We start from the raw sequence: 13,765 nt of genomic DNA, 5'->3' as shown, positions 1-13,765 counted from the left end.
AAAGCAATTACCATGCCAACCCCAAAAGCTGTTATTTGAACATTTTGAGAAGTATTTTTCTCGAAATAAATACATATGGGAATTTTTTTCTCATAGTTTTTCTAGTTGAGATATTTTTTCCCGCTAAGTTATTAAATGACCTGCCATTTTCACCTTATATTAAATTCTTTCATTTTGTTATATAAAGTCCTTCTAGATATTCCCAAACTTTTAGATGTTTTGGTTCTATTCCAGTCACATTTTTCTAATGCTTCTATGATTATTTCTCTTTCCATATTTCTAATAGTTATTTCTTTAATATCTATAGGAGTAACATGTTTACTTTCATCAAATTCTTTATTATTCTTTACTATACTTATAGGTAAATTGTTAAGCCTTATTAAATCTTTCCCACATAAAATTATGGCTCTCTCCATAGCATTTTCTAATTCCCTAACATTTCCTGGCCAATCATATTCCATTAAAGCATCAAAAACTTCTGGTGAAATTTTTGGAGCAATTTTATCAAACTTTTTACCTTTTTCTTTAAGAAAATGATGTATTAAAAAAGGAATATCCTCTTTTCTTTCCCTTAGAGGTGGTACATATAGGGTTATGGTATTAAGTCTATAATATAAGTCTTCTCTAAATCTGCCTTCTTTAACCTCTTTTTTTAAATCCTTGTTGGTTGCACAAATTATTCTTACATCAACCTTAATGGTTTTATTCCCACCTACTCTTTCAAATTCTTGTTGTTGTATTATCCTTAAGAATTTAGCTTGTATGGATAAATCCATATCCCCTATTTCATCTAAAAATAAAGTTCCTTTATGAGCTAGTTCAAATCTCCCTACTCTCTTTTTATCCGCTCCAGTAAAGGCTCCTTTTTCATGACCAAACAACTCACTTTCTAATATATCCTTAGGCATAGCAGCACAATTTACCTTAACAAAAGGATTATCTCTTCTTTCCCCTCCATAATGCAATGCTCTTACAACTAATTCTTTTCCCGTACCACTTTCTCCAGTTACCATTATATTCACATTTTTATCCGCTACTTTTTCTATTAACTCATATAATTCTTTCATACTATTACTTTGACCTATCATTTCTTTAAATCCGATCTTATCATTATTTAATTTATTAAAGTTTTTAAATTCATGAGTTACAGATTTTATTATTCTTTCAGAAGGAATCCTCTCAAAGCTAGATCCTCCTATGTATCCTACTGCATCTGTATTATCATAAAAATATCCTGCCATGTCTGCATCTTCAATTTTTCCACCATAGACCATTTTTATTATATTTTTGTTGTACTTTTCTGAAGCTTTAAATATATTATTTACTAAATTTATATCTTCTTTTAAGGTAGTTCTATTTTTCACATTAGTATCTCCACCTAAAGTCCAGCCTAGATGTGCACATATAACATCCACTCCAACTTTAGTCATTTCCTCACTTTGTTTTTCATTAAAAACAAAAGCTATTGTAAAAAGCCCACGCTGTACAGCTTTTTTCATAAGTTCAACCTCTTCAGAGTATCCCATACCATCCTCTTCTAGTGCTTGCCTATAACTTCCATCAATTATACCCACTGTTGGAAAATTATTTACTCCATGGAATCCTGCTTCTATTATATTGTCTATTAATTTATCCTTGCTAATAGTTAAGTCTGAAGCGCATGCTCCAAATATAATAGGGTTCCCTAATTTCTTAGTAAGTATCTCTCTTTCCCCCATTTCAAACATCATATTGTTGCTATTACCAAAGGGTAATAAGCAAGCAAGAGAACTTATCCCTGAATTTCTAAATTTCCCTGCATTTAATACTAATATGAAATCAGCTCCACCTTTAGATGCTTGATTAGCTGAAAAACCTGAACCTATAGCTACTCCAATAATAGGTTTATTATTTTTTATGCTATTTTCCATAGTTTTTAATATAACCTTTTTATCCAATAATATCTCCCCTTTTTTAATAAATAACTATTATTTATTCACTATTAATTATACAAACACATTTATTTTACTCCAACATATCTATATTAATATATCAATTTTAAAGGAATTTTAATATGTACGTATCCTCAAAATTGAATCATTTATACAAAACTTCTAAAAAACTTTCTTTTGATGACAATTCAAAAATAGTCTTTATGAGTGATTGCCACAGAGGTGATGGCAGTTGGAAAGACAATTTAGCTCGTAATAGAAATATATATTTTTCTGCATTACAATACTATTATAATAATGGGTTTACTTATATAGAATTAGGAGATGGAGATGAATTATGGGAAAATAGAAATTTTATAAATATATTGAATGCTCATGAAGAAATATTTAAACTCCTATATAAATTTCATATAGATAAAAGATTATATTTAATATTTGGCAATCATGATATTATTAAAAAGGATAAAAAGTATATGCACAAAAATGAGCTCTGTATAAGTAGACATTCATATTATAAAAATTTATTACATGGTAAACTATTATTTGATAATATAGATGTTCATGAAGCACTAGTTTTAAAACATATACCTTCTAATAGCAAAATATTGCTTATTCATGGTCATCAAGGAGATTTTATAAACGATAGATTTTGGAAATTTTCTAGATTTGCCGTAAGGTATATTTGGAGTATACTAGAAGGCTCTTTCGGGTTTAAAGATCCTACGAGTCCTGCCAAGAATTATTCCAAAAAAAATTTTGTAGAAAAGCAAATAATAAAATGGGCAAAAGATAATAGATGTGTAATTATAGCTGGTCATACTCATAAACCTTACTTTCCTATGCCTAACGAAGTGCCATATTTTAACGATGGTAGTTGTGTTCATCCATATTCTGTTACCTCTATAGAAATAGAGTCCAGTAAGATTTGTCTTGTAAAATGGTCTATATCTGCTAATTCAAATGGCGCTTTATTTGTAGATCGTAAAATTATTAAAGGACCCGAAAAACTTATGGATTATTTTAATTTTAATAAAAGAAAAGCAACATTTTTAGATTAATTTGCATTTCTTTATTCATTTCCATTTAAAAATATGCAATTTTCATTCATTTTATGTTATTATAGGTTTGTTGCAGAAATTTATATATTATTTTATTAGTAAAGGGTGATTGATATTTGAATAAAAAAGCTATTAAAGAAGTACTCTCCATAGCTTTGCCCGCTGTTGGAGAAATGTTTCTTTATGTAATGATTTGGTTTTTCGACACCGCTATGGTAGGTAAATACGGTGGACAGGTTGCTGTAAGCACTGTTGGATTATGCTCCGAAATGATGGCTGGTATTATTAATATTTTTATAATACTTGGTATATGTGTAGGGTCTATATCTTTAATTTCTAGAAGCTTAGGTGGAAATAACTTTGATTTAGCAGAAGAGTATACATCTATCTCATTTTTTATAGGCATTATGCTCTCATTTTTAATTTCTACAATGGCATACACATTTGCACCTAAACTTTTGCATTTTGCAGGAGCTAAAGATCAGGTATTGAGTTTAGGTATAGTATATTTACGAATAACCTCTATAGGCTTATTTTTTAATATGCTTATGAATGTTCTAAATTCTGTATTAAGGGGAACAAAAAATACTAAAACTCCCTTATTTGCCTCGGCTATTGTAAACGTAGTAAACATATTTCTAGATTGGGCTATGATATTTGGGAAAGCTGGTTTTCCAGAGCTTGGTGTAAAGGGTGCTGCTATAGCTACATCCATAGCACACTTTACTGGATTTTTATTTATCGTTATATATACATTTAAGTATTCTCCCTTAAAACCTAGGCTTATACATATAAAGAATATGTCACTACCAAAATTAAAAAATCTTATTAAACTATCAATTCCATCTTCTTTGCAAGAAGCTGCTTATAGTATAGCAAGAATATGGGGGATTTTTGTAATGATGGGATTAGGTGAAGCTTCTTTTGCCGCTAACCAAATAGCTACAACTGTTGAATCCATATCCTACATGCCTGGAACTGGATTTGGAGTAGCTTGTACCGCATTAGTTGGTCATAAAATAGGAGAAGGAAAGTTTAAAGAAGCTAATGAATATGCTAAAACCTGTGCTTTCTTAAGTCTTATATTTATGAGCCTTTGTTCAGCTACCTTCTTAATATTTCCTAAATTTATAGTTTCACTATTTATTAATAAAAATGAAGTTGAGGTTATAAAATTAGGAATGCTATGTATTATGGTAGCGGCCGCAGAGCAACCTTTTATGGCTCTTTATTTAGTTTTCGGTGGAGCATTGAAGGGAGCAGGGGATACAAAAACTCCTTTTTATATTTCTCTTATAGCTGCTTGGGCAATTAGAGTTCCATTTATGCTCTATTTTATAGGTCATCTAAAAGTCTCCGTACACTACAATTGGTGGATTACAGCAGGTCAATGGGCTTTTCAAGGAATAGCTATATACTTAGTATTTAAAAAGAGATTTTCCCATCCTAAAAAATTACAAGATAATTATTTAGTAAATGGATAATAGCTATTAATTAAAAAAGTAGGCAAAAGCCTACTTTTTATCTTCTCAATATATTTTCCATTATAGAATCTTTCTTATTTAAAAAATCAGGAATAGATGGCTCTATTATTTCATCAGGTATAAAAGATGGTGTATCCTCTTTTGAACTGGTAAAATACTTTGTTGAATAACTAACTTCCATTTTAGTATTAGGAAGCTTAATGAATTTTACTTCCCCATAATGATTTGGTTTCCCACCTGTTGGCTCTCCTATAAAAGTTGCATTAGTTTCATTTTTAAAATCTATGGAATTCAATATTGCTGATGAAAATGTTTTTCTGCCTACTATAACAAACAATCTTTTTTTATTATTTATATCACGTTTTTTTACTTCTTTTATAAAGGATTCTAGTATCGATGAATTTCCTCCACCATTATCTCTCATATCAACAACTAACTTTTTCACATTATTTTTATCTAATACTTCTAATAATTCCTTTGAAAATTCTTTAAATGGTTTATCCTTCATTTCCATACATGAATTATATTTAAAATATAATATATTTTTATCCTCTAAATATTCAAACCAATACTCTTTATTCTTGTTTTTCATATATAAAGGAATATTTTTATCATTATAATTATCTATAACAAGATTTTTATTTATATCATTATATTTCATTTCTTTTATATCCACATTAACAATTTTGTTTTGAGAATCTTCAAATGTAAATGTAATCTTTTCTGTATTATCTATTATTTTTAATCCATTAAGTATATCAGGCTTAGTTATAAATCTTGGAATCATATTTTTAAGTTCAGCATTATTTTCATAGGATATAGCCTTAGCAACTTCTTCTTCTACCTTATCTATGCTTTTTCCATTAATTTTAATTAATTTACAATTCATTATATGTTTATATTCATGTATTGTATTTATTACATACATACCTTCTTTAAACCAATATAAATTTATAGGATAGATTTTATCATAGTCTAAATAAGCTGAGGTATGTCCATCTTTTACATTAGCTAGTATTTTATATATACCAACTTTTACTTCATTATCATTTATTTTTGGTACTAATTCTTTAAGTTTTTCTATTTCTTTATTAAATTCTTCTTCCTTTAAAGTAAAAAATAAATTTTTATGTTTTTGGGGCAACTGTTTAGATAAATATTCTATATCCTTTACCCATTTTTCATCCCTATTTTCTGGATTAGCTGCATATTTACTTTTACATCCTGAAAATACAATACTTACAATAAATAATATTGATACAATCAAGATATTCCACTTTCTCATATTATCATCCCCCTAAAATTTATAATACCATATTTATACTCATTAGCAAATATCATGTCTCTCATAATAAATTATACAAAGTAAAGAAGTTATTATAAAAAACATTATTGCAATAACTATACTATGACTATGAATAGCTACTTTCATTTCCTTTTTCACAACTGATAACACAGGCATAGCGGGATAATACAAAGGGAAATATGCACTATATTCTTTAAGACCTGATATAAATATAGTAATTATAGTTCCTATGACACTATAACCCATAGGAACTATTAAATTTTTACTTATACTTGCTATAAATATTGCCAAAGGTACTATTGCAAATTGAAATAGCAGTGAATAGCAGTATATTTTTATATTTAATATTAAAAAATCCATAGTTAAGGGTTCATGGTCTATAATACTTCCTGTAATAAGTATAGTTATAAACTGCAATACATATACAAAAGCAATACAAGAAATTACAGTTATTAATTTACATATAAATATTTTAGTTTTACTTGCTGGGTATGAATATGCTGTATATACAACCTTTTCTGTAAACTCTCTTGCATAAATATAAGAAGCTATTAAAGTAAAGAGTAGCAATCCTACAATCAAAAATGTCATAGCTTGTATATTTCCCATATATCTTTCCCATTCCACTATATCTCCCCTAAAAAGTTCACCAAAAAACATAAGTAGTGGTTCTGCTATTGCTCCTATTATTAACAGTAAAAAAATAGGTGATTTTTTTAGCTTTAAAAATTCAGAATAAAGTACATTATACATCTATTTTACCCCCTGTTAATCTTATAAAATAATCCTCCAAATTATCTAAGTTTATGTATATCTCATCTACTCTTACATCATTTGATACTAGAATTTTATTTATATTTCCTACTACATTTAACTTTTCATATATTCGTATTATCCCATCTTCCCATACTACATAGTCTCTTATATCCAGCTTTTTCTCCAGTATAAAGGAAGCTTTTTTATCATTATCTACTTTTAATTGGATATAGTGTCTATTTCTTTTTTTAAGTTCATCATAACTTATCTCTTCAATTAGTCTTCCTTTGTGTATTATTCCTATTTTGGTAACTAAAAGCTGTATTTCACTTAAAATATGACTGGAAATAAGTACTGTAATTCCAAACTTTTGATTTAAATCAAGTATTAACTCTCTTATTTCCTTAATTCCAATGGGATCTAATCCATTGGTAGGTTCATCTAATATTAAAAATTCTGGATGATGTAAAAGTGCCCTTGCTATTCCTAGTCTTTGTCTCATTCCTAATGAAAAATTCTTAACCTTTTTATCTTCTATATTTTTAAGCCCTACCATTTCTAAGGCTTTATTTATACTATTTTTTCTTGTAAACCCCATCATTCTTCTATGTATTTCTAAATTTTCTTCTCCTGTAAGATTTAAATAAAAACCTGGATAATCTATTAATGAACCTATTCTTCCATAGCATTTGTTATTTAAAATTTTATCCCCGAATAATTCTATTTCTCCAGAACTTGCCTTAGAAAGCCCCATAACCATTTTTATAGTGCTGGTCTTTCCTGCTCCATTCTTACCAATAAATCCGTATATATCTCCTGTCTTTACATTTAAATTTAAATTATCCACTACATTTACATTCTTATAAGTTTTAGTCAAATTATAAGTTCTAAGTACATACTCCACAAAATCCCTCCTTGTAAAATTTGAAAAATAAAAAGACTATGTTCTAAGAATAGAACATAATCCTTACATAAATCTTACATAGTACTTATACTTTTCTTACATAATAATTATTCACAGAGAAGGTAAGGTAAATATAAATTCATTTCTCTTATAGGGAATACTTTTTACAGTTATAGTTCCTTTTTGCATCTCTATAAGCTTTTTAACTATAGTAAGTCCTAAACCACTACCTTGAAAATTTTTATTTCTAGACTTTTCTAATGTATATAGTCTTTCAAAAATTAATTTTAGTTCTTCCTCTGGTATCCCTTTACCTTGATCCCATACTGTAACTTGTACATTTTTTTTGTTATATTCCAAATTAATTCCTATATTTTTTCCCTCATAGCCGTATTTTATAGCATTGGATATAAGATTATTAAGGACTCTTTCTACTGCTATTTTATCTGCCATTACATATATTTCTTTACTAGGTAAGTCTATAACTGGTTCTATTTCCTTATTGTTAAAATCATTATAAAATAAAATTATACTTTGCCTTATAATTTCTGATAAATTAATCTTTTTTATATTAAGTTTAATATCATTTCCCTCTAGCTTAGATAGTTGAAAAAACTCACTCATCAAATTTCTTAAATTATTACCCTTTTCTTCAATTATATTTATATACTCTTCTCTTTCTTCTTCACTTAGATTTTTATTATCTTTTATAAATTCTATATATCCTAATAAAGAAGTAAGTGGAGTTCTTAAATCATGGGATATGTTTGTTATCATATTTCTTCTTTCATCTTCATATTCTTTGTTTAACTTCATAGAATTTTGAAATTTGTCTACTAAACCATTTATGCTCTCTATTAAATTATTTAAGTTTTTATTACTATTTTGCATTCTTATTCTTTCGTTATAATTTCCTTGTTCAATATTTTTTATTGCTTGGGAAATATTATGTATTTTTTTATTTAAATTTATAATGACTGCAACTAAAATAAATATAATATCTATTAGTATTACATAATTCATTTTATATCACCTAATTTATATCCAATGCCCCATACTGTTAAAATATATTCTGGGTTATTAGGGTCATCCTCTATCTTGTTTCTAAGCCTTCTTATGTTAACCATTATAGTATTATCATCACCCCTATATTCTTCATGCCAAACATTTTCAAATATCTGCATCTTTGTAAATACTCTATTGGGATTTGTAAAAAATAGCTTTAATAATCCAAATTCTTTAGCAGTAAGGTCTATTTTTTCTCCATTTTTATAAATGCAATAATTATTTAAATCTAAAATTATGTCCCCCTTTTGTATTCTACTTATCACTTCATCATTTTTATGAAAATCAATATATCTTCTAAGCTGTGATTTAATTCTAGCTACTAATTCCCCTACAAAAAATGGTTTTACTATATAATCGTCTGCTCCTAATTCAAGTCCTATTATTCTATCATATTCTTCATCTTTAGCAGATATTAAAATAATTGGAACTACACTTTCTTCCCTTATTTTTTTCATGATTTCTATACCATTTAAATATGGGAGCATTATATCTAAAATTATAATAGAAAAATCTATTTTCCTATATTTTGAATACCCCTCTATACCTTCAAATGCTTGCACTACACTAAATCCTTCTTTAATTAGAGCTTTACTTATTAAATTATTTATCTCTTTATCATCTTCAACTATTAAGACATTTGCATTGCTTAACCCTTCCATATATGTCACGCCCAATTCTATACTAATTTCTAACTCTAATATATTTTATATTACTTTTCTTGCAATCTTTATTGCATCTTTTGCATCTTTTGCATAATAATCAGCCTTTATCATATTAGCATATTCTTCATTTAACACAGCACCCCCTACCATAATCTTACAATCTAATCCTTCATTTTTAAGCATTTCAATGGTTTCCTCCATACTTTTAACAGTAGTAGTCATTAATGCACTTAATCCTACAAGTTTCACTTCATTTTTTTTCACTTCTTCGGCTATCTTTTCTTTAGATACATCTTTTCCTAAATCTATTACAGTATATCCATAGTTCTCCAATAGAGTCTTTACTATATTCTTTCCGATATCGTGAACATCGCCTTTTACAGTAGCTAAAACTATTTTTCCTTTGCTTATATTTTTTTTATCCTTTAATGTTAGGGTTTCTTTTAATATTTCAAAGGCCTTTTGTACTGTTTCTGCTGATTGAATTAATTGTGGTAAAAATACTTCCCCTTTTTCATATCTATCTCCAACTATATCTAACGCAGGAACTAAATCTTCTTCTACTATTTGAATTTCAGTTTTTTTCTTTAAAAGTTCTTTTGTTGCATAAACTGCTCTTTCTCTTAAGCCCTTTATAATTATTTCTTTTAATTCTTCATCTTTTACTATATCTACTTTTTCTTTATTTTTTTTTACACCTCCATACTCTTTTATAAACTTTTCTCCGCCAATATCTATGTTACTTAAAACTTTAAATGCCTTTATAGTATCTACCATTTCTCTGTTTTTTGTATTTATTATAGGTAAATCAAGTCCCGCAAAAAGAGCCATATTTAAAAAAGTTCTATTTAAAAGTTCTCTATTTGGAAGACCAAAGGATATATTTGAGACTCCTAATGTAGTTTTTACACCTAGATTTTTTTTCACTAGAGTTAAGGCTTTTAAGGTTTCTAAAACCTCCTTTTGTTGAGCCGATGTTGTTAAGGTTAAACAGTCTATTATTATATCTTCTCTTTTTATACCATATTCCATGGCTTTATCCACTATTTTTTTTGCCACATGAAATCTTTCTTCTGCCCTAAGAGGTATTCCTTTCTCATCAAATGTAAGACCAATTATCGAAGCTCCATATTTTTTTATAATAGGAAGTATCTTATTTAAATTCTCTTCTTCTCCATTTACAGAATTTACTATGGCTTTTCCATTATACGCTCTCAATGCTTTTTCTATTACCTCTGGATCATTTGAATCTATTTGAAGAGGTATATCTAATACACTTTGTATTTCTTTAATAACCTTTACCATTATTTTCCCTTCGTCTATGTCTGGAAGTCCCACATTTATATCTAGTATATCCGCTCCTTCTTCTACCTGGTTTATTGCTTCTTTTAAAACATAGTTCATATTTTTATTTTTTAGAGACTCTTTTAAAAATTTTTTTCCTGTAGGATTAATTCTTTCCCCCACTATTTTTATTTCATCTACAATTACTGCCTTTGAAGGCGTACATATCATGGTATTCTTTTCTACTTTTTTGTTTATAACTTTTTTACCCTTAAATTCTTTTGCTATTAATTTTATAAAATTGTTGTCTGTTCCACAGCATCCCCCAACTATAGCTACTCCATTGTCTACCATCCTCTTTTGTGCTTGTAAAAATTCTTCTGGAGTAATTTTATATAAAGTTTTTCCATCTATAACTTTAGGAAGACCTGCATTAGGCTGTACCATTACTGGTATTTGAGAATATTTAAGCATTTCTTTTACTATACTTTCTAACTCTAAAGGTCCTAGGGAACAATTTACTCCTAATGCATCTACTCCTAACCCTTGAAGCACTGTAACCATTGAGGGAATACTACAGCCTGTAAAGGTTCTTCCATCTTCTTCGAAGGTCATAGTGCAAAATATAGGTAAATTAGAATTTTCCTTTGCTGCAAGTATAGCAGCTTTTGTTTCATAAAGATCTGACATAGTCTCTATTAAAATTAAATCTACTCCCCTTTTTACCCCTTGAAGTACTTGTTTTTGAAATATATTATAGGCTTCTTCAAAGCTTAAAGTTCCCATAGGCTCTATTAACTCTCCTATAGGTCCTATATCTAGTGCTATTGCTATGTTTTTTTCCTTAGACGCTATCTTTGCATTTTCAACTGCCGCTTCAATTATATCTTCTACACTATACCCAGTGTTAAGTAGTTTTTTATCGTTAGCTCCAAAAGTATTTATAGTTATTATATTAGCTCCAGCCTCTATATATTTTTTGTGTATTTCTATTATCTTTTCCCTCTCTTTTATATTTAATATCTCAGGAATTTCTCCAACTGCTAATCCATATTTTTGAAGCATTGTTCCCATAGCTCCATCAAATATTAATATTTCCTTGCCTAATATATCTTTAATTTTCACAAGTTCCACCTAACTTTCTATAAATACATTCATTATACTTATTACATTGAATACAACTCTTCTTTTCTAATCTACTATTTATTGGAACAAATCCTATAATGGCAGTAACTGATTTTCTAGGTGCCATTATATTATTATAAGATAAAGTTATACCTATATTTTTAACCCATTGTATAATATTTAAAAATTCTCTTTGCACATCTAAATCTAAATCACCATAGCCTGGACTATATCTGTAGGTTATATTTAAATTCTTTTTTTCCCCTTCTTTTTTTACATAACCTTCTATATTATCACATAGTTCTTCTATGGCAGCTGTACCACAAGCATCCATAATTATAGCTTTAGTCATATTAGTTTTTTCATACAAACTAATTTTTCTGTCTAAATCATGACCTAAAGTAGCTGCCATAAGAACACAAGTTTTAGAAAGAGAAAGATGTTTTTTTATATCTTCTCCTTCTAATCTTAAATTAGTTCCTAAGAATTTTACTCCTTCTTTAGTATTTTCTATTTTAAAACTATCATATATATATTTAGGTTTTATAATTTTTTTAACTTCATCTACGGTGGAATTAATTAATGCTTCTAATTTTTCATCTTTAAATTCTCCATTACAACATAAATATCTTAATACTTCTTTTTTATTTATTTTTAAATCCTTTATCATATAATCACCAACTAATAATATCTATTTCATTTTCATTATATCTATTCTTTTTACCCTATTATGAATATCAGAAGAACCTGCTCCTCTTTCAGTAACTTCTTCTTCCTTTATATTTAATTCTTTAGCAATTAAAGCCCTAACTCTAGATCCACAAAAATTTCCTTGACAAGTTCCCATACCTGCTCTTGTTCTTCTTTTAATACCATCTATAGATTTTACTTCTATTTTTCTATTTAATGCATCTATGATTTCAGCTTCTGTAACCTTTTCACATCTACAAATTATGTGTTTTTTTGGATCTTCTGCATTTATATCTCCTTGGAAATTATTATCCTTTTTAACTATTATAGACTTTCTATAGGCTTTAAAATTATCTTTGTTTTCTAATCCAAGTCCGGAATCCTTCAGTATTTCCACAACCTTTTTGGCTATAGCTGGAGATGAAGTTAATCCCGGTGAATCTATACCTGCTACATTTATAAACCCTTTTACTTCTGTTTCTTTTATTATAAAATCCTTTGTATTACTTGTAGGTCTTATTCCTGCAAAGGAAGTCAAAGTTTTTTTAATATCAAAATTTTTTACGGATTTTCTAGCAGTTTCTATTATATATCTTAAACCTTCTTCTGTAGTTGATACATCATCTTTATCATCTACTCTTTGAGCATCCGGTCCTATCATAAGATTTCCATGATAAGTAGTAGTTACTAAAATACCTTTTCCTTTTTCTGTAGGTGCCTGGAAGATAACTCTATTTACTAAATAGGACTGATCTTTATTTAATAATATATACTCTCCTTTTCTAGGTATTATATAAAAATCATCTACTCCAACCATTTTTGATATTTTGTCACTATAAGCTCCAGCTGCATTTATAATATATTTGCTCTTAAAATCTCCTTTTGTAGTTTTTACATTAAATATATCATCTTCTTTTTTAATTCCTATTACTTCATTAAAAAGTTTTAATTCTACACCATTTTCCACCGCATTTTCCACAAGAGCTATAGTAAATTCATAAGGAGAACATACTCCTGAATGCTTACAATAAAGAGCCCATTTTACATCAATACTAACATAAGGTTCTAGTTCTCTAACTCTATTTCCATCTATTATTTCTAAGTCTTCTATCCCATTTTCTAGTCCTCTTTTATGAAGTTCTTCTAATGCTTTTTTTTCTTCATCTGAAAAAGCAAGTACTAAAGATCCTGTTTTTCTGTATCCAAAATTCAATTCTTTTTCTAGTTGTTCATACATTCTGTTCCCTTTTACACAAAATTTAGACTTTTCTGTGCCTGGTTCATCGTCATATCCACCATGTACAATACCACTATTAGCTTTAGAACAGCCGCAACTTACATCCTCCTGTTTTTCTAGTAAGCATATATTAAGTTTATATTTAGAAAGCTCTCTTGCAATATTGGCTCCAACTACACCTGCTCCTATTATAATCACATCATACATATTTATTCCGTTACCAAAAACCTATAAAAATCTATAAATTAAAGATTTTTGTT

General features: G+C 28.1%; 11 protein-coding genes. 2 read left to right on the top strand and 9 right to left on the bottom strand.

Going from position 1 to position 13,765, the window contains the following annotated elements; all coding sequences use genetic code 11:
* Positions 1-149: 149 nt before the first annotated feature.
* Positions 150-1,937, bottom strand: a complete 1,788-nt coding sequence (locus tag B5D21_RS00955; RefSeq protein WP_011099982.1) for a phosphoenolpyruvate hydrolase family protein — start codon at positions 1,935-1,937, stop codon at positions 150-152.
* A 197-nt stretch (positions 1,938-2,134) separates the two neighbouring features.
* Between B5D21_RS00955 and B5D21_RS00950 the strand changes: the two genes are divergently transcribed.
* Positions 2,135-2,989: a metallophosphoesterase gene (locus B5D21_RS00950; RefSeq protein ID WP_338133598.1), complete on the top strand. Its 855-nt coding sequence runs from the start codon at positions 2,135-2,137 to the stop codon at positions 2,987-2,989.
* Between the two features lie 116 nt (positions 2,990-3,105).
* Positions 3,106-4,473 carry an MATE family efflux transporter gene (locus B5D21_RS00945; RefSeq protein WP_011099984.1) on the top strand — a complete coding sequence of 456 codons (1,368 nt, stop codon included), beginning with the start codon at positions 3,106-3,108 and terminating at the stop codon, positions 4,471-4,473.
* A gap of 37 nt (positions 4,474-4,510) precedes the next feature.
* Here B5D21_RS00945 and B5D21_RS00940 read toward each other — a convergent pair whose 3' ends face one another.
* The 8 genes from B5D21_RS00940 to B5D21_RS00905 all read right to left on the bottom strand — a co-directional run bounded on the left by B5D21_RS00940 (position 4,511) and on the right by B5D21_RS00905 (position 13,712).
* Positions 4,511-5,758: a S41 family peptidase gene (locus B5D21_RS00940; RefSeq protein WP_011099985.1), complete on the bottom strand. Its 1,248-nt coding sequence runs from the start codon at positions 5,756-5,758 to the stop codon at positions 4,511-4,513.
* Positions 5,759-5,800: 42 nt separating this feature from the next.
* Complete coding sequence (locus tag B5D21_RS00935; protein WP_011099986.1) at positions 5,801-6,532, bottom strand: ABC transporter permease; 732 nt, start codon at positions 6,530-6,532, stop codon at positions 5,801-5,803.
* Positions 6,525-7,439 carry an ABC transporter ATP-binding protein gene (locus B5D21_RS00930; RefSeq protein WP_011099987.1) on the bottom strand — a complete coding sequence of 305 codons (915 nt, stop codon included), beginning with the start codon at positions 7,437-7,439 and terminating at the stop codon, positions 6,525-6,527. Before B5D21_RS00930 ends, B5D21_RS00935 begins: the two co-directional genes overlap by 8 nt.
* A gap of 111 nt (positions 7,440-7,550) precedes the next feature.
* Entirely contained in the window at positions 7,551-8,462 is a 912-nt protein-coding gene (locus tag B5D21_RS00925) for a sensor histidine kinase (protein ID WP_011099988.1), read from the bottom strand.
* On the bottom strand, positions 8,459-9,166 hold the full coding sequence (locus tag B5D21_RS00920; protein ID WP_023438728.1) for a response regulator transcription factor: 708 nt from the start codon (positions 9,164-9,166) through the stop codon (positions 8,459-8,461). Before B5D21_RS00920 ends, B5D21_RS00925 begins: the two co-directional genes overlap by 4 nt.
* A gap of 45 nt (positions 9,167-9,211) precedes the next feature.
* A complete protein-coding gene (locus B5D21_RS00915) occupies positions 9,212-11,578 on the bottom strand; it encodes a homocysteine S-methyltransferase family protein (protein WP_035125049.1) in 2,367 nt (788 codons plus the stop codon).
* Positions 11,568-12,248 (bottom strand): methionine synthase, encoded by a 681-nt coding sequence (locus tag B5D21_RS00910; protein WP_011099991.1) that lies wholly within the window; start codon positions 12,246-12,248, stop codon positions 11,568-11,570. Before B5D21_RS00910 ends, B5D21_RS00915 begins: the two co-directional genes overlap by 11 nt.
* Before the next feature lie 21 nt (positions 12,249-12,269).
* Positions 12,270-13,712 (bottom strand): NAD(P)/FAD-dependent oxidoreductase, encoded by a 1,443-nt coding sequence (locus B5D21_RS00905; RefSeq protein WP_011099992.1) that lies wholly within the window; start codon positions 13,710-13,712, stop codon positions 12,270-12,272.
* Positions 13,713-13,765 lie beyond the last annotated feature (53 nt).

The organism is Clostridium tetani, assembly GCF_900167265.1.
Taxonomy (GTDB): Bacteria; Bacillota; Clostridia; order Clostridiales; family Clostridiaceae; genus Clostridium_G; species Clostridium_G tetani.
The sequence above is the reverse complement of the archived record's forward strand: the minus strand, read 5'-3'. Positions and strand labels throughout refer to the sequence as shown.